The sequence below is a fragment of the Vibrio sp. 1CM24A genome (assembly GCF_023161725.1).
Classification (GTDB): domain Bacteria; phylum Pseudomonadota; class Gammaproteobacteria; order Enterobacterales; family Vibrionaceae; genus Vibrio; species Vibrio coralliirubri.
In genome coordinates this window covers 286,313-306,852 of record NZ_JALNTS010000001.1, presented here as the reverse complement: position 1 = coordinate 306,852, position 20,540 = coordinate 286,313, and the positions used below count along the sequence as shown (strand labels likewise).

Here is a 20,540-nt window from a genome sequence, read left to right as displayed (position 1 = left end):
AAGTAAGCACACAAAAATAGGTTAGAGAGTCTTATCAAACCAAGACTCTCTAACCTACTGTTTTATTTATGGTTATCACTTAACTTCTTGAATTAAACCACAGCTTCGCCTTTCGCTTGAATGTCAGATTCTTGCTTACCAGCCCCGTATTGCTGTTTGATCTGATCTGCGACTTTTTCAGCAATCATAATGGTTGGTGCATTGGTGTTTGCCCCAATCAAAGTCGGCATCACAGAAGCATCAATGACTCTCAAATTATCCAATCCGTAAACCCTAAGATCTTTATCCACCACAGCTAATGAATCGCTACTAGGTCCCATTTTACAGGTACCGACCGGGTGATACTGAGTGTCTGCACGATTGCGAATATCTTGCTCGATAGCCTTGTCATCACTGGCGTCCACAGGGTAAAAAGCATTGCCACGGATATCATCAAACGCAGAACTTTCTAACATTTGATACTGCTTCTTCCAGCCCTTAATCATGATCTCCATATCTTCAGGATGACTGAAAAACGCAGGATCGATCTTAGGCGGATCATAGGGATCATTACTATTCAGCGTTACGGTGCCGTGGCTCTTCGGTCGCAATAAGGTGACATGAGAAGTAAAGCCATGACTGGTATGGATTTTTCTGGCATGGTCATCTACAACAGCGACCACAAATACAAACTCTAAATCCGGTACAGCGATATGATCTTCGGAGCCGAGAAAGCCTATCCCCTCTGCAAAATTACTGCTCATCTTACCGCGGCGTTCTTTGTGCCAGAGCGGTAAAGCTTTGGTCATTTCAGAGGCCATTTGCAACGAGATACCAAAAGTTTCACGCTTTTCACTGCATTTGTACGAATGTACTAAGTCGATATGGTCTTGAAGGTTCTTGCCCACTCCAGGTAATTCATGAACTTGTTTGATGCCATGCGTCTCTAGTTCAGTTTGAGCACCGACACCAGACAGTAATAGCAACTGGGGAGAACCAAACGCACCAGCGGATAGAATCACTTCTTTGTTGCATCGGATCTGATAACGCTGCCCGCTAGAACCATACTCAACGCCAATCGCCTTCTTGCCTTCAAACAAGACCTTATGTGTGGTGGCTTTAGTCACGACCGTGAGATTCGATCTCGAAAGGTTTGGCGTTAAGTAAGCCTTGGCAGCACTGCACCGTTCGCCATTCAGTTGTGTTACCTGCGTCGGCATCGCCCCAAACTGAGCAGCGCCGTTAATGTCCTCATTGCGAGGCACACCTATCGATTCACACGCCGTTAAATAGCGTTCCAACATTGGGCTTGGCGACCTAAGATTCGCCACATTCAAAGGACCACCTTGGCCATGATACTCATCTTGATGGACTTCGTTATTCTCTGCTTTTTTAAAGTAAGGCAGACATGACTCATAGTTCCAGCCAGCACTGCCTAAGCTTTCCCATGTATCGTAGTCATAACGATGTCCACGGGCGTACATCATGGCATTGATAGAACTTGAGCCACCGAGTGTCTTACCTCTCGGCTGGTAGCCCTTACGACCATTTAAGCCTGGCTGTTCAACCGTCTCGAAAGCCCAGTTATTGAGCTTAGTCGGCATCATCGCCACAACACCCACTGGAGTATGAATAAAGGGGCTCGTGTCTTTACCGCCCGCTTCTAACAAGCAAACCGTCACATTAGGATCTTCCGACAACCGAGAAGCCATCACACATCCAGCCGAACCACCGCCTACAACAATAAAATCATAACTATCCATTTGCCATCTCCGCTATTTCTAGTGGGTGTAACTCTCGCTTCAAGATTTTTCCGGTTGCTGTCATGGGTAAGGCTTTACGAATGAATACCTTACGCGGATATTTGTAGTCGGCGAGTTGCTCACGACACCATGCTATCAAGGCGGCACTATCACATTGCGTATGTTCGTGAAGCACCACATGAGCATGAATCTCCTCACCTAGCTGATCATGATGTTCACCCACCACTGCCACCATTTCCACATCAGGATGACACATCAATACTTCTTCGATTTCTCTTGGATAGACGTTGTAACCACCACGGATAATCATGTCTTTAACACGATCAACAATGAACAAGTTACCGTGCTCATCGACGCGTCCGATATCACCCGTTAAAAACCAACCATCTCTGATGGCTTCCGCCGTGGCTTCTGGTCGTTGATAGTAACCTTTCATAACGCTTGGGCTCTTGATACAAACTTCGCCCAGCTCTCCCATTGCCACCGAGTTGCCTTGTACATCAGTAATCTTGATAAGGTGACCACACAACGGCTGACCAACACTGCCCGAGAGACGATCACCATCAATGTGATTGAAAGTCGCGACTGGCGCCGTTTCAGATAGCCCATATCCTTCCAATACCGGTAACTCAAAGCGAGATTCAAACTGACGAATAACCTCAAGCGGCATCGAAGCACCACCAGACACACCAAGCCTTAAGCTGTGTTTGACCTGCTCAGAGCGTTTGCTTGTTTTTTCTGAAGTATCAGCAGACTCTTCTCCCGCCTTTAATAGCGCGATATACATAGTAGGGACGCCAGCAAAGACACTGACTTTGTGGCTAATGATCTGTTCTATCACTAGAGACGGCTCAAAACGAGGAATTAAGACCATGGTTGACCCCGTCAACACGCTCGCGTTCATCATGACTGTTTGACCAAAGCTGTGGAACAGAGGAAGCGTAGCCATGGTCGTGTCGCTGTATTCCAATCTCATTAGATACTGTGACGACATCGCATTGGTTTGCATATTGGTGTGGGAAAGCTCAGCGCCCTTCGGCTGGCCTGTGGTACCTGACGTATAAAGAATTACCGCGGTATCATCGCCATGACACGCTACAGACTCATACGCATCCAAAGGTTGTGCTAGCCAATCTGCAATCGTTTCTTGCTGCTCGTGGTTTTCTGAGAGCGTGGATGCTGCGCCGTTTGGTATTGGCATAGACACGAAATGTTCGCAGTTATCGGCCTGCGCAAAACCTTGTAATCCATAGCGCCCAATAGGTAACTCTTCACTGCCCTCAAAGCATAAATAAGCTTTCGCGTCAGAGTCATTGAGGTGATAAGCGATCTCTCTGGCCTTAAACAACACGTTTAAAGGCACTACGACACAGCCTGCTTTTAGAATGCCGTGATAAGCAATGGGAAAATAAGTCACATTGGGACACGACAGCGCGACCTTATCGCCCTTTTTTAAGCCAAGTCTCTCTAGATTCGTCGCTACCTTTCCAGCAAGTTGTTCCAACTGAGCGAAGCTGACTTCATCCGTGCCCATACGCAGAGCGGCTTTAGTTGGAAACAGCGAAGCGCTACGTTCCAAGTTAACAGCAAGATTGTGCATCCATGATCTCCTTATTTGGCTAGACCTAGCGGTCACATTCGCCTTAGACGTTTTAATCGTTGTAATAAGTGTTGTCTTTGTTGCTATCAGAGCCTGCACATTGGTGTGTCATATATAAGAGTCGTTAGTGAGCAAAATGTTTGAGACGCTCCAATGTGCAACCCAACAAATTACAACATCTTGATAACATTTCGAACAGGTTTCAAAAAGACAAAAACCGGTGATATTCGGACACGACCTGCGCAAGCCCAATAAAACCTTGCACACATAAACCAAAATTTGGAACAAGCTTGCGAAAGTGAGAACAAGCAACAGGCATAAATGTTAAAAGTTCGGTTAAGATACCGATATTCAACAAGAGGCAGCTTATGGAATACACCGCAGTTTACGAACCCGATATGCAAGCATTCGGCATTCTGGATCTTCAGTTGCTGCATCGTTATTTGTCGCCTGTTCTCAGTATCGAGGAGTTGCTCGAAGGCAGTAACATCGATGCACTCCAACTCAACACACCTGATACACACATCACTTTGGCGCAAAAGCTTGCTGTGTTCAGTAATGCGTTAGCGAATTCCAACGAAGACGGATTGGGGCTTAAAGTCGGCCAACAAGCCAGGTTCAGCGATTTTGGCGTGCTCGGTTATGCGGTGTTTAGCAGCGAGACACTACTCGATGCCTTTTTAATTGGGTTCAAGTATCTGCAACTTGCTGGCCCTGTCCTCAGGAAAACCATGTCTGTAGAAGACAACATTGGTTACTTTCGCGCAGAGCAACTTATCGAACTCGATTCTTTACTGCCCTTTTGTTGTGAATACTGGTTTGCCGCGATACACAGTTTGTGCGAAGAGGTCTTACAGCAACCCTTTCCTTCTCAAGTGATCCGCTTCCCCTATCCAAAACCTGAATACGGCGATCTATACACAGAGATTTTCCGCTGCCCGGTTGAATTCAATAGTGACCGTCTTGAATGGGAGTTCGACGCAACCACCTTGCATTCGTCTCTTCCTACCGCCAATACCATCACTTTACAGATGTGCTTAAAATCGTGTGATGACATGTTGGCAAAAGTCAGCGCACCCACCAGCCTCAAAGAGAAAGTCTCCCAGATGCTGATAGAAAGGCCGGGATGTTACCCTTCGATAGAATCCATTTCTTCAGAACTGGGCATGTCTTCTCGAACTCTGCGTCGCCACCTAAAAGCCGCGGATACGAGTTATCAGAAGATACTGGATCATGTGCGTTTTCACCTTTCCCGGCACTACCTTTCTTCAACTCGAATGAGTATTGAAGAGATATCTGAACGCGTTGGTTTTTCTGATAGCGCTAACTTTCGTCATGCCTTTCGTAAGTGGAGTGGTAACTCGCCACGCCAATACCGAAAAGAAGCGCTCTTATCGTAAACTGCACTTCAAATTTAATTTCAACGCTACAAATAAATTTGTTTTCACCCTCTTAATTAAATAGCCAATGAACAAGGGGTTAACGGCTTTTTGACCACATAAAATCTCGTGAAATGACCAAATCTCGCATCGGTATTTTAGTTTCGTTAGTTGATAAATTTCTTTTATCTTAACGACCATTTTTATTCGTTTTACCCAATTCAGTTTCTCCCCCATAGTCGCGGAAAATTCATCGTTTCTTTTACTATCAGAGGCTCCTGCATTGGACAACATCCAACCAACAACTCGCATAACGGTTCCTGTTATTGCATTGTCTTTTTACGCGATCGCTTCAGGCTACTTAATGAGTTCATTACCATTAATGCTGTCTGAGTATGGCTTAGACAAAGATCTATCGAGTTGGTTGGCGAGTGCATTCTATGCAGGTCTACTGGCTGGTACATTATTGATTGAACGTGCCATTGCGCGTGTTGGTCACAAAGACGCGTTTGTCATCGCATTGAGTGTATTCATCGCAACGATCCTTGTATTGCCATTGATCCCACATCAAGCAGTATGGCTATTAGCTCGCTTTGTAGCTGGTGTAGCGGTTGCAGGTATCTTCGTGATTGTAGAGTCTTGGCTAATGAGCGGTGACGAGTCACAACGCGCAAAACGCCTCGCTATCTACATGTGTTCACTGTACGGCGGTTCTGCAGTTGGTCAGCTTGGTATCGGTTACTTAGGTATTACTGGTGGCGTACCTTTCATCGCAATGTTCACTCTTTTGTTTGGTGCGATCATTGTGTTGATGTACGGACAAGCAACACCACCACAGATCCACGATGCGCAATCTTTGTCTTTAAAGCAGATCAGCAAATTAAGCCACAGCGCACTAATTGGCTGCATTGTGTCTGGATTAACGCTAGGTGCGATTTACGGTTTGATGCCAGTTGAACTTGCTCAACGTAACATTGCACACGAAGACATTGGTGGTTTGATGGCTTTGGTTATCATGGGTGGCATGGCTGTACAGCCTATGGTGACTTGGTTATCTCACCACGTAGGACAAGTGTTATTAATGGCTCTGTTCTGCTTGCTAGGGGTTGCAAGCATTGGTGTGCTGACTATCAATCACGATTTCTACGTACTAGGCATGAGCTTGTTCGTATTAGGCATGGCGACATTTGCGCTATACCCAATCGCGATTAACTTAGGTTGCCGTAACCTTGACCCAAGCTACTTGGTGTCAGTGACTCAAATCATGCTACTTTGCTACAGCATCGGTTCTGTTGCGGGACCAATCGTTGCAGACAGCTTTATGGATTCACAAGCAGGATTGTTCACATACCTGTTCGCGTCTCTGCTTGCTACAACGATCTACATGTTGATTGCTAGCCTAAAGCGCTCTCACCTACAGATTGCAGGCGAGTAAGCTTAAATAGACAGACACCAGATGCGTGTCATTAGGGCTCCGAGTTAAGTTTTTATATCTAAACGAAGGGCCCTTATTGTTTATGTCGTCTGGAGGAAATAACGACAATAAACATCAACAATCAGAAAATAAAATCGATTACCTCTGAACGTTAAGGTTGAAATACGTAACCTTCACCAGTAATGGTAATGATTAGTCCATCTCCGAATAATGATCTTATTTCAGATATCGCAACAATCACCGAAGAGTTAGTTACTTTTTCACTTTCCCAGCCAATCTTCTTTAATTGACCAACACTGAACAATTCACCTCGATGTCGATTCATAAATAAAATGATCTTTCGGTACGCCAAAGGCATGGTAGCCAGTACGTAGCCATTCTCTACATTGCGAATAAGTTTGGTGTTGAGTTCAACAATTTTACCGTTTAATTCAAGTATTACGTTGTTTTCAGAGTGGTTCGTTTCTATTACAGGATAGGAGTCCATTTTTATATCATTCCCTTACTATATAGCCAGCGACAAAGTCAGATTCAGTCGTATTTATATAACGTCGCTTATAACTGGACGTTTTAGATTTGACGATAATCAATGGAATTCGTACGGTAAAGAGATTAAATTTTTATTATTAAGATATTAACAGGATATAAATAGAGGATTATTTAGTCCGCCATAACATACCCTTCGTTGGAAACGGTTTGAATACAACGACAATCAAGAACTCTTCTGATCTCGTAAATAGCCACCAATACAGAAGCACATGTCACCGCTTTACCGGCCCAACCTACACGCTTCAAAATTTGCTTACTGACTACTTGGCCTTTGTTCTGGTAAAGATAAAAAAGTACTTTACGGTGAGGCCCTGAAAGCGTTCCTACAATCGAACCACAGCCCTGCTTACGTACGATTTTAGTGCCTGAACGAAACTCTTTGTTGTTTAAAATGAGCTTTGACGGGAGATCTAAATCATCCGTCTCGCTGATAACTTGTTGCATTAATTCCTCATGTTGCATAAGCAGTCGTCTTCTGAGATATTTCCAATACTATCGAATAGAGCAAAAATACTAAATTGATAGATAGCTCAATACAGTAATATTACTGAAAAGTTTGATCTTGCGTAATTGATCGAGGAAACATGTAAGGCTAACCAGGAAGTCGATGGCTCTTTCGATATTGACTGGGTGACAAACCGAAATGCTTTTTGAAACGATGCGAAAAGTTATAGGGATCTTTGTAGCCTAAGCGATTAGCAATCATAGAGACTGACCAATCTTGCTGCTTCAACAAACTGGTGGCTTTATCCATTCTCAACTGAATCAATTTGCTGCGTGGTGATAGGTCGAATAGCGTCTTGGTGACTCGATTAAGTTGCTCTTCGCTGATAAACACCCTTTGTGCCATGCCAGCGACGGTCCATGGCTGGTGCAGACTACTTTCAATCTCATTATAGAGCGCTTGAACACGTGCTGTGGTACTGGTCGACTTAGGCTCAAACCCTGTTAATGTTCGGATAATTTCGCTCAAGAGTAACTTACGGTAACTGGCTCTGCCGCCTATCTCAAAGTAAACCAAGTTCATTAATGACCAGATCTGCTCACACTCTCCAAAAGGCACAATCCCCTGTCCTAAACTTGCTATGTGCTGCCACTGCTTAGTGTCAGGCGTCAACATCCACGCCATTTTCCAATAATTATATTGAGGATCGAGTTCAAAACGAAATGGGGTTTCAGCAGGAAGCACCACGAGTGTATAAGGCGTAATCGCTTGGACCGATGTAGCGGTTGTTAGAATGCCGCCACCTTCCATAGTAAAAATCAACGTATGAACATTAACGGATTCGCGCTCAACCCAGTAGCCATCATATAGCTTCGCCATGCCACCCATATAGACACCAAAGCTTTTCATCTCTGGAATATCTTCAACGGTCAAAAAACGTTCTTTGCACTGTTCAGCGAGAAAAACATCATCATGCCACGTTGATTTTGGTCTCATTGAATCAATGACGGATTCGCACAGGTTTTGTTGTTTTTTAAACATGTTGTTACTTCGCTCAAATCACTATAGTTCTGCCATAAATCGGAGAGCTTATGACAACTAACATCAACCCTAACTCATCTATGAATAACAAGCCAGAGAGCATCTTACCTCGTATCGTTAAACTGGGTTTGCCTGTTGCTTTGCAAAGTGCGCTTGTCGCTATTCTTGCCCTTGCTGACGTATTAATGGTCAGTGATTATGGTATGGAAGCAGCTGCGGCTGTGGGAATTGCATCAAAATGGCACTTCGTTGCTATTATGATTATGGCAGGGTTGGCCTCAGCAAACGGAACATTAGTTGCTCAATACTGGGGAAAGAATGACCGAAAAAGCGCGCGAACAGTATCATCTATCGCGATGGTGTTTGGTTTAAAAGTTCTGTTGCCTGTTACTGCAATCATCACTCTTGGTTCTCAGTTTTTAATGATGTTGCAAACCAGCGATCAAACCGTGATTGAACTTGGCGCGACTTACCTATGGTATGGCTTCCCAGTTCTACTTCTGACTCACATTGTTGTCGTGGTAGAAGCAAGCATGCGCTCATCAGGTGACACCGTAACCCCACTACTATTAGGCGCGGTGACCATTGCACTCAACATTGCACTTAACTTCGTTCTAATCAAAGGTGCTTTTGGTATTCCTGCTATGGGCGTAGCAGGTGCAGCACTGGCGACGACACTCGCTCGCGCAATTCAAGTGGGCTTGATGTACGGCTACATGCGCATGCGTAAACACTGGTTGTTAACCACGCCTAGCTCACCACATCGTCCGTCATTATGGTTGTCTTACCGTCGTATTGCTTTGCCACTAACGATGAATGCGGTGTTATGGGCAATGGGCACTATGGCGTACCAAATGATCTTCGGCCACATGGGCACAACCGAACTTGCCGTGTTCTCTATGCTCGCGCCGTTTGAATCGCTGTGTTACTCGATTTTCTTTGGTATTTCGGTAGCGTGTTCAGTGTTGCTTGGCCATTCATTAGGCCGTGATGAGTTTGATGACGCAATGAGTATGGGGCTGACCTTCATTAAAGCCGTCGTTGGATTCGGCGCGGTCGTTGGATTGCTACTGTTTATGGGCAAAGGGCATGTTCTAACATGGCTGAACCTTTCTACAGATGCGCTCTACCCGCTCGCTTCACCTGCAATGACCATTATGTGTTTTGCTGTGGTGATTCGTATGCTGAACATGGTGATCATCAACGGTATTATTCGCGCTGGTGGTGATAATGCGTTCTGCCTGCGTATGGATTTCATCGCGATGTGGATGGTGGGTATTCCAGTATGTGTTTACGGCGCGTTTGTCGCTGGATGGGATTTCAAATACATCTATGGTTTGATGTTGGTAGAAGAAGTGGTGAAACTGGCAATTTGTTCTCATCGTTACCTAAGCCGACGCTGGATCAACAACCTCACAGTGACCTATGACGAGCCTCAAGCGGCATAGGCTACTTGGCTAGATTCAAGCTGAGATAGAAGCGTATCTACATCAAAAAGGTCTGAGCAATCAGATCTTTTTCGTTTCTTCAGCAACCACTTTAAACGCCAGTTACTTCTTATTCATTCGGATATGACGGTTCGACACATTCGGCAACGGCTTCTCAGGCACCTTTCTTTTTTCATGTATCAAATGTCTGATCGCTAAAATCGGATGCTTGAGTAACATTCTTGGCCCAGCATAGCGCATTACTACACGCATCTGCTCTTTAGGATCGGGCTTATAGCAATGGATCGGGCACTTATTGCAGGTCGGTTTGGCTTCGCCATAAGGGCAACGGTCAAGTCGTGTTTCGGCATAGCGTAACAGTTGATCACACTCTTCACATAACGCGCTATTCTGACGCACTGCACCGTGGTGATCTTTACAGTAGATGTGTACCATCGCAATCACGGTTTTGTACTCCGTTGCGAGTTCGCCTTGTAGAAGGTTGTTATGTTGAAACATGATTAATTGCCCAGAGATAAACCGTACAGGTTGAGGTTGACGCTTTCACTTAATACGTCTTCGACTCGCTCAAACACAAAACCCAACTTATTCAGTAATGCGATACTTCGAATGTTATCAGAGGTAGTGATGGCGACTAAATGATCGATATCAGCATTCTGCTTAGCTTGTTCAATTATTGCTTTTGCCGCTTCTTGAGCAAAACCTTGTCCATACACCTCAGGAACAAAGCCATAGCCAATATCATGCGAGTCTAAGGTATCTCTTTTAATTAATCCGCAAATACCTATTGGGGTTAATGAGCCCTTCATTTCGGCCATCAATAGGCAAACACCCTTCTCTTCATGCATCTTAAGAATGTTGTTTTTGATGTATTCAACTGCCTTGTCAGTGTCGCTGATTTCCTTGTCTCCAATGTAACGCAGGAAATCTTCTGAGCTGCATAATCGCTGAATAAACGCCGCATCTTGAGGCGTGATCATTCTTAATCGTAAACGTTCGGTCTCGACGGCCTGCATAGTGATATTTTCCTTGCTGAATACCATGTAAATATTGAGTTCTAGAGCTAAAATGATTATCCTCCACCGCCTAAACTAAATACAAGGCTATGCAGCAATGAACCGTAAGAAAAAAATCAATCAAATTCTAAAAAAGAAGCAGAAACAGGCGAATTCTAAACTGCATAGTAGCAACAAGCCTCGCTACATTTCTAAAGCTGACCGTGCAAAAATGGAAGCTGAAGAACAGGCTAAAGCCGCTCAAGAGCAAGCTGAAGGCACAGTTGAAGCGACTGTTGAAGCCGAAGATACAAAAGCTGCAGAGTAAGTTGTAAACTCGCAGTTCTCTTGTCGATACTCTTCCAAGAGCCAACAGACAAGAACAAAAAAAGCAGCCTCTAAATGGGCTGCTTTTTTGATCCTACCATTTTTAATCGCGCTGATTAGCCTTTAAAAGGCCGAACTTCCCAGCGTGCAAACGGCGCTTTTTCATTAATCCCCGCTCGTCCCCAACGGTCAACGGAATCAACTACTAAGATACGCTCGTTAGGTACTAGAGACTTAATTAAGTTCGTTGGCTTTTTCGCTGTGACTAACCATAGTGCATCGTCTTCTGAAAACATCGCTTTGAGTTTAGCTTTGTCTTGTTCTGTCCATTCCAGTTCAGCTTTGAACATACGTTCTTCAACAAACAGTTGAGTACCTGAAGCGAAATCTTCCAAGCTTTCTGAAAGCAACAATACTGAATCTACATCGTTATCCAGTAAGACTGCTTGTTGCTTGTTAATCAGTTCACGCACATCAAGCATTACACGCTGTAGGTTGCTATCAATGGTCTCAGCTTGCGCTGGCCACAATAACTTAAAGTCATCAGCAACAATCACCGCCATGCGCGTTAAGTTGGTTGGGTTTAACCATGCGTATTTAGACACAACGCCATTTGATAACGTCAGCGCGGCAACACCTTGAGCACGCGGTGTGATCGCTTGAGCAGCATCCACTTCAACCAAACGGATATTGCCCTGTCTTGCGTAAACAAAAGTTGGGTCAGCTTGCCAGATGGATGACAACGTTAATGCTACGGTCGCCTTTTCTCCTGATTGAAGGACTTTGCTTGCGCCCTTTGTACCAAACCAATTTGGCAGACGATCAATGCCGTAGCGTTTTGGTGGCAGATATTCGGTGGTAATGTCCGTGCCTTTGGTTAGCTCTGTCGCCAATGCATAAGTTACAGGTGTACTGGTTAGGATATCTTCTGCATTCACGTTCAGTGACAGCACAGAACCAGCCATTAACACGCTACCAAGCACACTCACTTGAGCCGTTGCTTTTACTGAGCTAGCGATACGATTCATTAAACAAGCCATAATTACGCCTTTCTTACAATTCGGTATAGCGTTGCTGCTAGGAAAAACGTTGCAGAAACGATGATGATTGAAGCGCCCGATGGCACTGGCAGTTTGAGTTCCATAGGCAACACAGTTCCAACCAAACATGCGATGGTTGCGAGTAATGCCGACAAGAGAACAAAGCTCCCCATACGTTTAGTTAACAATCGAGCTGTCGCACCTGGAATCAGCAATAACGCACCCACTAGAACTGCACCTACGATCTTCACGGCCGCAATTGTCACTAAGGTGATCATCATGACAAACAAGTAATCGTAAAAGCTGGTGTTGTAACCACGAACCTTAGCTATATCAGGGCTGATACAAGTCAGGAGAATGCGGTTGAATGTCGGTATCAAGAGCAAGATGATGATCGCGCAACTACCTGCGAGAATCGCTAAGTCTTGGTCTGTTACGGTAAGAATCGAGCCAAACAGTACGTTTTCAAGCATGTGGATATTGATCTTACGAGCAACGTACATCAGCAATGCCGCGCCTACCGCTAGAGCTAATGCTAGAAACACACCTACTAAGGTATCGTATGGTACGTTGGTCCTGTTTCTTACAAAGTGAAGCAGCAGAGCGAAGATCATACAGAAGCTAAACAAACCAATAATTGGATTTTCTGGCGGCTCACCAAGCAAAACACCAATAGCAATACCAGTTAACGCTGCGTGACCTACGGCCTCAGAGAAGAAAGCCAGACGCTTAGCAATCACCAAAGTACCAAGACCACCTAACAGAGGACCAAGTAGTAACGCTGCAACCAAAGCATTGACCATAAAGGCATACATGAAGCTGTCTGACAGCCAACCCGCTTCAACGCCGCTTATGGCAAGTTGTCGTAACCAATCCATTACGCAACCTCCTTCGGTTTGTCCATCGCAGAGCTACTGCTGTAATGCTGAAATAGGCTCTCGATTTTACTTGGGTGTAGTACTTGTTCGTGTGGTCCACTATCCACCAAGAATCGATTCACAACATGTACATTGGCTTCAAGGCGACGCACTGCGGTGACATCATGGTGAACCGCAAGAATCGTACGACCTTCATTAACACATTCACGAATCAGCGATTCAAGATAACGAACGCCTTGTTCATCCATACCGGTCGTAGGTTCATCCAACACCAGTAGTCTTGGATTATCCAATAGCGCTTGAGCAAACAACACACGTTGTTGCTCACCACCCGACAACTGCCCCATACGGCGATCGCTACGTGTCGCCATACCCACTCGATCCAATTGCGCGATTGCGAGATCCAATTGCTTAGACTTACGACGCCAAAATAGAGGAATTCGAGTTTGGTTAAGCAATACAAAATCCATTACCGTCAAAGGTAAGCTTGATTCAAAGGTCGCTTTTTGTGGAACGTAACCGATGCTTGGCTTTTCTGGCCAATGAATATTGATTTGACCAGAGAAAGGCGTCAAACCAAGAACGGAGCGTAGCAGAGAGGTTTTACCACCGCCGTTTGGCCCCATGATTACATGGCAATCACCCGCTTTAAGTTCTAGTGAAATTTCGTCAAGAATGACGTTGTTGTCGTATTGCAGACCAAGTTGATTGATTGAAATCGATGGACCTAACATTATGCGTTCCCGCTTTTAGCTTGGTTCGCCGCCGCAAATTTCATGGCTTCGATTAACGTCTCTAGGTTCTTTTTCATCTCAACTTCGACTTTATCGTCTTCATATTCGCCGTGCGTCATGTGAGAAAAACGGTAAAGCTGAACACCTGTTTCCGCTTCAATCGTGTCAACAAAACGGTTTGGCATGTTTAGCTCGTAGAACAGAACATCAATGCCCGATGCGCGGATCTTTTCGATCGTCTCTTGCAGCTGGCTCGCACTTGGTTCAACACCGTGTGCAGGCTCAATCACCGCCGCAACATCCACACCAAACTCTTGCAAAATATAGCCATAAGCATTGTGCGTGGTCGCTACCTTCATACCTGATGTATCTAGCTCACCTAATGACAACATCGCATCGCGCTTCATAAAGCGAAATTGCTTTGCGTATTTACGTGCATTCTTACGATAAAAAGCCGCGTTGTCTGGGTCGAGCTTAGAGACTTCACTCGCAATGGTGTAAACCTTTTGAATTGTTGTCGAAAGTCCAACAAACGTGTGCGGATTCACCGCGCCTTGACCCACAGACTGGCCTAATGCTGGAAGTAAAGGCACTTCTTTGTTCGCTTCGATCACCACTAAGTCATCACGTTGCGCAGCTGAGATTACTTTTAGTGCGAAGTCGTCATGGCCAATACCGTTTACCACGATAGCGTCCATCTGGCTCAATCGCTTCAAGTCGTTCGGTTGTGGCAAGTAATTATGCGGATTAAAGCCAGCATCAACCAAAGGAAGGATGTTCACTTTGTCACCTACCACGGCTTTTACGTAGCTGTAATAAGGCTGAAGGGTTATGCCAATCGTCAGCTTATTGCTGTCGATCTTGTATTCTTTTGCCAATGCATTGGGTGTCATTAACACCGCTAATAACGACACCAATAGAGTCATAATTCGCATAGTAATTCTCTTATTATTAGTGAGCATCGATTTCATGATGCTGTTCAATTTCTGATTCATTGACGACCATTTTCCAGCCAGCAGATTCGAGTGTGTTCTCATCAAAATTAGTCGGTTGACTTGCTACGCCACCCAGGTAAATCCAGATTTCAGGAGAAACGCTGTTCGCGTTCAAAATAAAGGAATCAGCGAAGCCGTGTTCGGTTGGCGTAGCTTGTTCACTTGGTGCAGTATCTTCACTTGGCGTAGAAAAGTAATAACCACGCTCGTCCAATAACCAAGTATGAGAGCCTTTGCGCTTCCAACTCTGATCATCTACAAACGGGGCAACCCATTCATCTTTAAGTGACGCGACACTCGGCCATTCGCCGTCAGAGTCCATACGAAGGTCGCGAATCTCTTCATGAGCCAAACGCAGCTCTGATAACATCGCCAAGTTTTCTTGCTCGACATCAGTCACTAAGATTTGATGATCAAGTACCGCTTCGATATGCGATTCTGCTTGATGAAATGGGATAGCAACCGAGGCAAAGCTCAGAATGAACACAATGATCAGCCCTACCCATTTGCCTTCTCTGCCGCCCGTGTCAGCACGTACACCTTGAATCATCATTTCTCGCTGATCTCAACAACGTCTACTTCAACAGGAAACTCGTGGCCAGAATCAAACACAAGGTAGAACTCAGTGTCTGGATTTGGAAACTCAACGATCGAGCGCTTATCTGTCATCTCTTTTGCAATCAAGTTGTCTTCGTAGTCGTACATCTCAACCGCGTAATCAATCGCTTTACTGCCGTCTGAATAGCCCGCTTCGCAGGCCACAGTTTTGCCTTCAAACCAGCAGCTCATCAATGGAAAGTGTGCTTGCGCAGGTAATGCAGCGAAACCAAGTCCCAGAGCCAAGCAAGGAGTCATTAATGTGTTAAGTTTTGTTTTTATTGTCATGGTTCGTACCCTAGCCACAGTGAAAATTCTCAGTAGTAAACTGAGCGATAAAGGGCTCAAATGAGCCCTTTAGTTTTTTGGTTGCTTAATCAGGGATCTAGCCCCGACATCACAGATTATTGAAGCAGTGCTTCGAACGTTAGGTGAACGTTCGCGCTTGCTTTGTCTGCCAGTGGGTTGTCAATCAACTCACCTTTGTAGTTCGCTTTCATTACGTAACGACCCGCTACATCTGGAGTGAACGTGATTTCGCCGTTCTCGTCGCTCACTACATCAATCTGTTCTTGGTGGTTGCGGTAAAGCGTGCCTTCACGAGTGATCTCAGCTTTCACGTCTTTTTGAATTTCACCGTTGTAGAAGAATTGGAACGTGACTGGTTCGCCTTCAACAATGTCTGAAGGGTGTGTCACAGGCTTCATTTCTAGAAGCTTTCCTTCAATTTTGAATACTGAATCCGTTGGCTTACCTACTGTGATGTAGCTTTCAGCGCGAGTGAAGCTGATTTGTGTTACCACGTCACGTGACTTTTCAGGAAGTATAGAGTCACGTTCCGCTTTGTTTGCTTTGATCCATTTCACAGTGTCACGACGGCCCGCTTTGTACTGTGTGTAGTAAGATGGCTGGTTGTTAATCGCAACTTTGTGTGTGCCTTCTTCTTCAAAGTAGAAATCGAAGATTGAACGACGTTTGCCACGAACAACAAAGTTAGGACGCTCGCTACGGCCATCAGGCATGATGACATGTGCATTTTCACTGCCTGCAGGCTTATCAAAAACAAACGTACCGTGAGACGCAGTCACGTCGAACGTTAGCCAATCACCGCCTTCTTTCGATACGGTAAAGTGCGATGGCAAAATCCAGCGTGGGTGCGCTTGTGCTGTTGTCGTAGCCGCTAGGCCGAACGCCATAACACCCGCTAGAGCAAGTGCCTTTATTTTTGTCTGTTTCATCATGTTCATTCCATTATTTATAATTTTTAGCCGTGTCGCTCAATCTGAGCCTACGATGACTACTATCGATTCTGTTCTGATTCTTAAACCAATCGGCGTTCACTGCTGCATTGTCTATTTAGCTACGTAATTCAGTGTGATTTCACCCGTCTCTTCTGTTGCCTTTAGCTGATAAGAAGCGTTTGAATCTGTGAGTGATACTTTTTGACGAAGATAGTTACGGCCTCCGTGTTCACGAACCACTTCGATATGAACCGTGTATTCGCCTTGCTCTAGATCTTGACCGTCATCGCTCTTACCATCCCAAACAAAGCGGTACTTGCCAGCAGGACGCGTTGCGGATGTCACGGCGTCAACGAGTTCGCGATCGTAACGTCCAACTTTTCTCCACCAGCTGCGTAGATCTTTCAGCCATTCATCTTTACCGACCCAAAGTTCAATGGTTTTCACTGATTTTCGTTCGCTGTTCTCTACCCACACCGCCACATAAGGACGCGCATACATAGAGGTATCAATCTTTGGAAGCTCGAAGCTCACATCAAGTTTGGCCGTATCAGGAATCGCTTGTGCCATACCTAGGCTTGGCAAAAGAGATAAAGCAAGAAGCGCCTTGCTCCAGTTTATTTTTTTCATGTTTAACAACCTTTTAAATCCGTTTAACCTTTAATTCGTTCTTCAAGCTGATTCATCAAACCGACTCATAAACCTGATTCATGAAGCTAATTAAGGGTTAAGGTACGGCGACAAAATAGATAGCAAGTGAGATTGCAGACCCAAATACCGTCCATTTAATGGAGGTATTGAGTGTTTTTTTCTTAGGTAACAGTAAGCACACGCCGGTAAGTACAAAGAAGACCATCAGTAGTGCTGTGATATCGATGAACCATTTCCACACCTCACCGCTGTTACGGCCTTTGTGTAGGTCGTTCAACAGTGCAATCGCGCCGTAGTTCGTGGTTTCGACCTCGACCATTTCAGATGCCACGTCAACAAATACAGACGCGTTGTAACCTGGTCCTTTAAAGTCCATGGACACTTCACCGATCAGCAACTCACCGTCTTCAATTTCGGCGTAGATGTCTAAACCAGAAGGAACGCCAGACAAATTAGCCTCTTCAAACAGAAATGTTTCGAAGGCACTTTCGTCGGCTTTTAATCGCCCGTCTTGGATCGTGAACAAACTCGTAGGAAGCTCTAAAGTAGAGCGTTGGATATTAGGTTGGCTTGACTCAAATAACTCAGGTCGATTCAGGGTGATACCTGTCACTGAGAAGAAAAGAACAACGAACAGAAGTGCCATTGAAATATAAACATGAAGTCGACGAGCCCATGATTGAACCGCCCTACTTTTTAACGACATACAAACCAATACCTATAAATTTTATGGCGTCAATTTAGTTGATAATCATTCGTATTGGCATTCAATTTACATTGTTTACGTTTGCCGAGCGGCGTAAGGAAATTTACATAACATTACATGGGAAGTAATCGAACTGTATGCATATTCTTGCTAACTTGTACTAAAGGGAATGGATAGCTTGTATTTGAGGTCATCGATAGTAAGGTCAAACCTCAAAAAATCTCAATATCAACATGCTTGATTGAGGTTGGTTTAAGGTAGCAGTTGTGGCTTTAAGGAATGAAAGTTGGGACTATTTAAGCTTCGTGACTATTAACCTTTGGGGCTATTTGATCTTTGAAACATTTTGAAGATCATACACAAACGGCGGACTCTTCGGTTGATGCGGTTTGTTAAATACAGACTAATAACCGATTTAACGATAGCTAATAAGGCTTAAAGGGATTTTGAAATGCGTATTATTGTTTTGGCTTTTACAGCGCTCGTAACAGCGTGCAGTAGCCAAATGAGCAACACAGAAGAGCACGTCCAAGAATACATCGGCTCAGACATAACCGATGCACAAGAGCAGTATCTAACCGAACGCTCACGCCCTATTAGCTTTTGGGCGTCTCGAAACTATGCTTGGGTTGAGACAAAGAAACCATTAGACAATGGTTACACTTTACATGCCTTTAAGAACCCTTATCGTGACTGCACTATTAACTGGATCGCTGACAGCAATGGAATAATTAAAAGTGCAACGTCTAGTGGGGCGATGTGCGATCCGTAATCGATTAATCCTATAACAAAACTAGATGGACTCTAGCCGACTAAATTATGAGACAAATTACGAGATAAATTGAAAAAGGGTGTCATTTGAACGATCAAATGACACCCTTTTGCTTATCTTATTTCTTGTGTGCTGTTTCTTGTCTTCTGTTTACTATTAAGCAGTTAGACGTTTCCGTTATCACTCACAGTTCTTAGCTGAGTCAGATACTTAATCCAGCCTTTTGCTTCAGAAGAGGGTTCAATGTTGTTCGCACGCTTGGCTTGAGCAAGGGCGTTATCAAGATTCTTTAGCTTGTACCATGAACGCACTTTCGCTAACGCAACATCGGCTTGTTTGTTTTTGTCTTTCACTTTATCTAAAACAACCAGAGCTCGGTCGTAGTAACCTTGCTGAACCAATAGTTGAGCCACATTCCAATGATACTGAGTGTCTTTTTTAGACGCTAACGTCCACACTTCAATCGCATTGTCCCACTCTTTCGCTAGCTGCCAGTAGGTTGCTTGCTCTGCTAGAAGTTGAACGTCGCTGTTCGCATCATCTAGCTTACTGATTTCTTGTGCTGCGCGCTCTGGAATTCCACGTTTCGCGTAAAGCTGCGCTAACAAACGGCGATCTGAGTTCTTCAGCTCAACACCTTGTAGATCAGCCAGTGCTAACGTGTTCAATGCATCACGATTACGTTCTAGTCTTAACTGAATACCCACAAGTTGACGCCACCAGTTATCTTTCTCTGGTTGAAGTTCAATCAGGCTTTCCAATGTAGGAATAGACTGTTTCCACTGCTTTAGCTGAAGCTGTGCGCCCAGTTTTAGCGATAGAGGTGATAACTCTGGTTTTGAATTGAACTTGTCGTGATTACCGATGGCCACTAGTACTTTCGACCAGTTTTCAATTTGGTATTCAGCTTGTGCAATTCGCATCCAAAGCGTGTCTTTCTTTTCCTTTTCAGGTGCTGTTTTCACTAACTCGTAGTAGTGCGGAAGCGCGTTTTTAAACTGCTGAACGTTCAACAACAAATCAGCCAGCATGCGCTTCGTTATCCAAGCTTGCTCATCGACTAACAAATTCGTATCGACGGCATAAGTGAGCTGCTTAATCGCCGCGTCAGTTTTGCCATCTTGCCAGTAAAACACACCCAGCATACGAGCTACGTATGCTTTGTCGTAACCCTTAGAAAGCTCCAAACCAGCAAGTACATCAATCGCCTGTTTAACCTGTTCATCTTGAGCAAGCTTATGCGCCTTTTGAACACGAATGGCAGTATATTGAGATAGCTCTTGTGCTTGTGTTGTAAGGGGCATTAACAGCAAGCCCACTAATATCCATATCTGTTTCATCATTTTGCCAACTTAAACTCTAGTTTCACGGTTTGACCAACCTGAGCTATCGCTTTTCCATCGACGACTTTTGGTTGATATTTCCATTTTTTAAGTGCTCTCATCGCTTCACGTTCAAACATACGACGTGGGTTTGCTTCAGTGACTTGAATGTCAATTGGGCGTCCCGTTTCATCGATGGTAAAAGACATAATCACATGGCCTTCAGCGCCACGCTTCAGCGCTTTAGCTGGGTAACGAGGTTCTACTCGATACAGAGGCATTGCCTGTTGGTTTGACCCAAAATCAGAAAATGTCGGAGCGTTAATCGCTAGGCCGTCAATCGATGTATTCAAATCCAAAGAAGGCAGTGAAGACATCGAATTCAGAGGCGTAACTTCAGCTTGTGACTGAGACGTTTGCGCTTCCGGTGGCGGCTCTGGCATTTCTGGTTTTTCAGGGACTGCACGTTGTCTTCTTTGGACTTCTTGTTCTTGTTCCACCATGACCATGTTGAAACTTAACGTCTCACTGTTGTCTGGTGAACGTTGATGGCCATTATCGACCATCCAAGCCATAAAAGAAAACAGAGCTAAGCCCAATGCACCCGCTAGCGGTAAAGCAAGAAATAGGCGAATCATTTATG

23 protein-coding genes are annotated in these 20,540 nt (G+C 44.7%); 5 read left to right on the top strand and 18 right to left on the bottom strand.

All coding sequences use genetic code 11. The annotated features are described in order from the left end of the window. Window positions 1-92 precede the first annotated feature (92 nt). Together MSG38_RS01345 and MSG38_RS01340 are read right to left on the bottom strand one after the other, a co-directional pair. The gene (locus tag MSG38_RS01345; protein WP_248400796.1) at window positions 93-1,742 is read right to left on the bottom strand and encodes a GMC family oxidoreductase N-terminal domain-containing protein; all 1,650 of its coding nucleotides are present in this window, start codon (window positions 1,740-1,742) and stop codon (window positions 93-95) included. Beyond that, on the bottom strand, window positions 1,735-3,342 hold the full coding sequence (locus MSG38_RS01340; RefSeq protein WP_248400795.1) for a long-chain fatty acid--CoA ligase: 1,608 nt from the start codon (window positions 3,340-3,342) through the stop codon (window positions 1,735-1,737). The genes MSG38_RS01345 and MSG38_RS01340 overlap by 8 nt, the downstream gene beginning before the upstream one ends. Window positions 3,343-3,710: 368 nt before the next feature. On the opposite strand from MSG38_RS01340, the gene MSG38_RS01335 reads away from it, so the two are divergent. After that, on the top strand, window positions 3,711-4,742 hold the full coding sequence (locus MSG38_RS01335; protein WP_248400794.1) for an AraC family transcriptional regulator: 1,032 nt from the start codon (window positions 3,711-3,713) through the stop codon (window positions 4,740-4,742). 262 nt (window positions 4,743-5,004) lie between these two features. Then, a complete protein-coding gene (locus tag MSG38_RS01330; protein WP_029235229.1) occupies window positions 5,005-6,156 on the top strand; it encodes an MFS transporter in 1,152 nt (383 codons plus the stop codon). 151 nt (window positions 6,157-6,307) lie between these two features. Here MSG38_RS01330 and MSG38_RS01325 read toward each other — a convergent pair whose 3' ends face one another. From MSG38_RS01325 to MSG38_RS01315, 3 genes are all read right to left on the bottom strand, one after another. Further along, window positions 6,308-6,643 (bottom strand): winged helix-turn-helix domain-containing protein, encoded by a 336-nt coding sequence (locus tag MSG38_RS01325; protein WP_048608244.1) that lies wholly within the window; start codon window positions 6,641-6,643, stop codon window positions 6,308-6,310. Window positions 6,644-6,816: 173 nt separating this feature from the next. Then, window positions 6,817-7,149, bottom strand: coding sequence for a winged helix-turn-helix domain-containing protein (locus MSG38_RS01320; RefSeq protein WP_048608241.1), 333 nt, complete (start codon window positions 7,147-7,149; stop codon window positions 6,817-6,819). Window positions 7,150-7,297: 148 nt separating this feature from the next. Continuing rightward, window positions 7,298-8,191, bottom strand: a complete 894-nt coding sequence (locus MSG38_RS01315; protein WP_050650368.1) for an AraC family transcriptional regulator — start codon at window positions 8,189-8,191, stop codon at window positions 7,298-7,300. A gap of 50 nt (window positions 8,192-8,241) precedes the next feature. Between MSG38_RS01315 and MSG38_RS01310 the strand changes: the two genes are divergently transcribed. Continuing rightward, window positions 8,242-9,639, top strand: coding sequence for an MATE family efflux transporter (locus tag MSG38_RS01310; RefSeq protein ID WP_248400793.1), 1,398 nt, complete (start codon window positions 8,242-8,244; stop codon window positions 9,637-9,639). A gap of 102 nt (window positions 9,640-9,741) precedes the next feature. On the opposite strand, the gene MSG38_RS01305 is transcribed toward MSG38_RS01310, so the two are convergent. Beyond that, a complete protein-coding gene (locus MSG38_RS01305) occupies window positions 9,742-10,137 on the bottom strand; it encodes a nitrous oxide-stimulated promoter family protein (RefSeq protein WP_248400792.1) in 396 nt (131 codons plus the stop codon). Window positions 10,138-10,139: 2 nt separating this feature from the next. Continuing rightward, complete coding sequence (locus MSG38_RS01300; RefSeq protein WP_248400791.1) at window positions 10,140-10,655, bottom strand: GNAT family N-acetyltransferase; 516 nt, start codon at window positions 10,653-10,655, stop codon at window positions 10,140-10,142. Between the two features lie 97 nt (window positions 10,656-10,752). Between MSG38_RS01300 and MSG38_RS01295 the strand changes: the two genes are divergently transcribed. Continuing rightward, window positions 10,753-10,962, top strand: a complete 210-nt coding sequence (locus tag MSG38_RS01295) for a DUF2986 domain-containing protein (RefSeq protein ID WP_248400790.1) — start codon at window positions 10,753-10,755, stop codon at window positions 10,960-10,962. 115 nt (window positions 10,963-11,077) lie between these two features. Here MSG38_RS01295 and MSG38_RS01290 read toward each other — a convergent pair whose 3' ends face one another. The 9 genes from MSG38_RS01290 to MSG38_RS01250 form a co-directional block, all read right to left on the bottom strand. Continuing rightward, window positions 11,078-12,001, bottom strand: coding sequence for an ABC transporter substrate-binding protein (locus MSG38_RS01290; protein ID WP_248400789.1), 924 nt, complete (start codon window positions 11,999-12,001; stop codon window positions 11,078-11,080). 2 nt (window positions 12,002-12,003) lie between these two features. Continuing rightward, window positions 12,004-12,879, bottom strand: coding sequence for a metal ABC transporter permease (locus tag MSG38_RS01285; protein WP_065206162.1), 876 nt, complete (start codon window positions 12,877-12,879; stop codon window positions 12,004-12,006). Beyond that, window positions 12,879-13,613, bottom strand: a complete 735-nt coding sequence (locus MSG38_RS01280) for a metal ABC transporter ATP-binding protein (protein ID WP_248400788.1) — start codon at window positions 13,611-13,613, stop codon at window positions 12,879-12,881. Before MSG38_RS01280 ends, MSG38_RS01285 begins: the two co-directional genes overlap by 1 nt. Further along, the gene (locus MSG38_RS01275; RefSeq protein ID WP_248400787.1) at window positions 13,613-14,548 is read right to left on the bottom strand and encodes a zinc ABC transporter substrate-binding protein; all 936 of its coding nucleotides are present in this window, start codon (window positions 14,546-14,548) and stop codon (window positions 13,613-13,615) included. The genes MSG38_RS01280 and MSG38_RS01275 overlap by 1 nt, the downstream gene beginning before the upstream one ends. Before the next feature lie 16 nt (window positions 14,549-14,564). Then, window positions 14,565-15,161, bottom strand: a complete 597-nt coding sequence (locus tag MSG38_RS01270; protein WP_248400786.1) for a hypothetical protein — start codon at window positions 15,159-15,161, stop codon at window positions 14,565-14,567. Beyond that, window positions 15,158-15,493 (bottom strand): hypothetical protein, encoded by a 336-nt coding sequence (locus MSG38_RS01265; protein ID WP_052879539.1) that lies wholly within the window; start codon window positions 15,491-15,493, stop codon window positions 15,158-15,160. Before MSG38_RS01265 ends, MSG38_RS01270 begins: the two co-directional genes overlap by 4 nt. A gap of 116 nt (window positions 15,494-15,609) precedes the next feature. Further along, entirely contained in the window at window positions 15,610-16,446 is an 837-nt protein-coding gene (locus MSG38_RS01260; protein WP_052879538.1) for a DUF4198 domain-containing protein, read from the bottom strand. Between the two features lie 111 nt (window positions 16,447-16,557). Continuing rightward, a complete protein-coding gene (locus MSG38_RS01255; protein ID WP_248400785.1) occupies window positions 16,558-17,076 on the bottom strand; it encodes a DUF2271 domain-containing protein in 519 nt (172 codons plus the stop codon). Between the two features lie 97 nt (window positions 17,077-17,173). Then, window positions 17,174-17,803, bottom strand: a complete 630-nt coding sequence (locus MSG38_RS01250) for a PepSY-associated TM helix domain-containing protein (RefSeq protein WP_050646237.1) — start codon at window positions 17,801-17,803, stop codon at window positions 17,174-17,176. Window positions 17,804-18,254: 451 nt separating this feature from the next. On the opposite strand from MSG38_RS01250, the gene MSG38_RS01245 reads away from it, so the two are divergent. Continuing rightward, a complete protein-coding gene (locus MSG38_RS01245; protein WP_248400784.1) occupies window positions 18,255-18,575 on the top strand; it encodes a hypothetical protein in 321 nt (106 codons plus the stop codon). A gap of 164 nt (window positions 18,576-18,739) precedes the next feature. Here the strand turns inward: MSG38_RS01245 and MSG38_RS01240 are convergent, their stop codons facing one another. After that, window positions 18,740-19,918 (bottom strand): hypothetical protein, encoded by a 1,179-nt coding sequence (locus MSG38_RS01240; RefSeq protein ID WP_248400783.1) that lies wholly within the window; start codon window positions 19,916-19,918, stop codon window positions 18,740-18,742. Further along, the gene (locus MSG38_RS01235; RefSeq protein ID WP_048608210.1) at window positions 19,915-20,535 is read right to left on the bottom strand and encodes an energy transducer TonB; all 621 of its coding nucleotides are present in this window, start codon (window positions 20,533-20,535) and stop codon (window positions 19,915-19,917) included. Before MSG38_RS01235 ends, MSG38_RS01240 begins: the two co-directional genes overlap by 4 nt. Between the last annotated feature and the right edge of the window lie 5 nt (window positions 20,536-20,540).

Excerpts from the sequence above, each read along its gene's own strand:
- MSG38_RS01305 (WP_248400792.1), bottom strand. The coding sequence starts at position 10,137 with ATGTTTCAACATAACAACCTTCTACAAGGCGAACTCGCAACGGAGTAC.
- MSG38_RS01275 (WP_248400787.1), bottom strand. The coding sequence starts at position 14,548 with ATGCGAATTATGACTCTATTGGTGTCGTTATTAGCGGTGTTAATGACA.
- MSG38_RS01255 (WP_248400785.1), bottom strand. The coding sequence starts at position 17,076 with ATGAAAAAAATAAACTGGAGCAAGGCGCTTCTTGCTTTATCTCTTTTG.
- MSG38_RS01260 (WP_052879538.1), bottom strand. The coding sequence starts at position 16,446 with ATGATGAAACAGACAAAAATAAAGGCACTTGCTCTAGCGGGTGTTATG.
- MSG38_RS01265 (WP_052879539.1), bottom strand. The coding sequence starts at position 15,493 with ATGACAATAAAAACAAAACTTAACACATTAATGACTCCTTGCTTGGCT.
- MSG38_RS01315 (WP_050650368.1), bottom strand. The coding sequence starts at position 8,191 with ATGTTTAAAAAACAACAAAACCTGTGCGAATCCGTCATTGATTCAATG.
- MSG38_RS01290 (WP_248400789.1), bottom strand. The coding sequence starts at position 12,001 with ATGGCTTGTTTAATGAATCGTATCGCTAGCTCAGTAAAAGCAACGGCT.
- MSG38_RS01340 (WP_248400795.1), bottom strand. The coding sequence starts at position 3,342 with ATGCACAATCTTGCTGTTAACTTGGAACGTAGCGCTTCGCTGTTTCCA.
- MSG38_RS01300 (WP_248400791.1), bottom strand. The coding sequence starts at position 10,655 with ATGCAGGCCGTCGAGACCGAACGTTTACGATTAAGAATGATCACGCCT.
- MSG38_RS01325 (WP_048608244.1), bottom strand. The coding sequence starts at position 6,643 with ATGGACTCCTATCCTGTAATAGAAACGAACCACTCTGAAAACAACGTA.
- MSG38_RS01280 (WP_248400788.1), bottom strand. The coding sequence starts at position 13,613 with ATGTTAGGTCCATCGATTTCAATCAATCAACTTGGTCTGCAATACGAC.
- MSG38_RS01285 (WP_065206162.1), bottom strand. The coding sequence starts at position 12,879 with ATGGATTGGTTACGACAACTTGCCATAAGCGGCGTTGAAGCGGGTTGG.
- MSG38_RS01235 (WP_048608210.1), bottom strand. The coding sequence starts at position 20,535 with ATGATTCGCCTATTTCTTGCTTTACCGCTAGCGGGTGCATTGGGCTTA.
- MSG38_RS01270 (WP_248400786.1), bottom strand. The coding sequence starts at position 15,161 with ATGATGATTCAAGGTGTACGTGCTGACACGGGCGGCAGAGAAGGCAAA.
- MSG38_RS01345 (WP_248400796.1), bottom strand. The coding sequence starts at position 1,742 with ATGGATAGTTATGATTTTATTGTTGTAGGCGGTGGTTCGGCTGGATGT.
- MSG38_RS01240 (WP_248400783.1), bottom strand. The coding sequence starts at position 19,918 with ATGATGAAACAGATATGGATATTAGTGGGCTTGCTGTTAATGCCCCTT.
- MSG38_RS01320 (WP_048608241.1), bottom strand. The coding sequence starts at position 7,149 with ATGCAACAAGTTATCAGCGAGACGGATGATTTAGATCTCCCGTCAAAG.
- MSG38_RS01310 (WP_248400793.1), top strand. The coding sequence starts at position 8,242 with ATGACAACTAACATCAACCCTAACTCATCTATGAATAACAAGCCAGAG.
- MSG38_RS01250 (WP_050646237.1), bottom strand. The coding sequence starts at position 17,803 with ATGTCGTTAAAAAGTAGGGCGGTTCAATCATGGGCTCGTCGACTTCAT.
- MSG38_RS01335 (WP_248400794.1), top strand. The coding sequence starts at position 3,711 with ATGGAATACACCGCAGTTTACGAACCCGATATGCAAGCATTCGGCATT.
- MSG38_RS01245 (WP_248400784.1), top strand. The coding sequence starts at position 18,255 with ATGCGTATTATTGTTTTGGCTTTTACAGCGCTCGTAACAGCGTGCAGT.
- MSG38_RS01295 (WP_248400790.1), top strand. The coding sequence starts at position 10,753 with ATGAACCGTAAGAAAAAAATCAATCAAATTCTAAAAAAGAAGCAGAAA.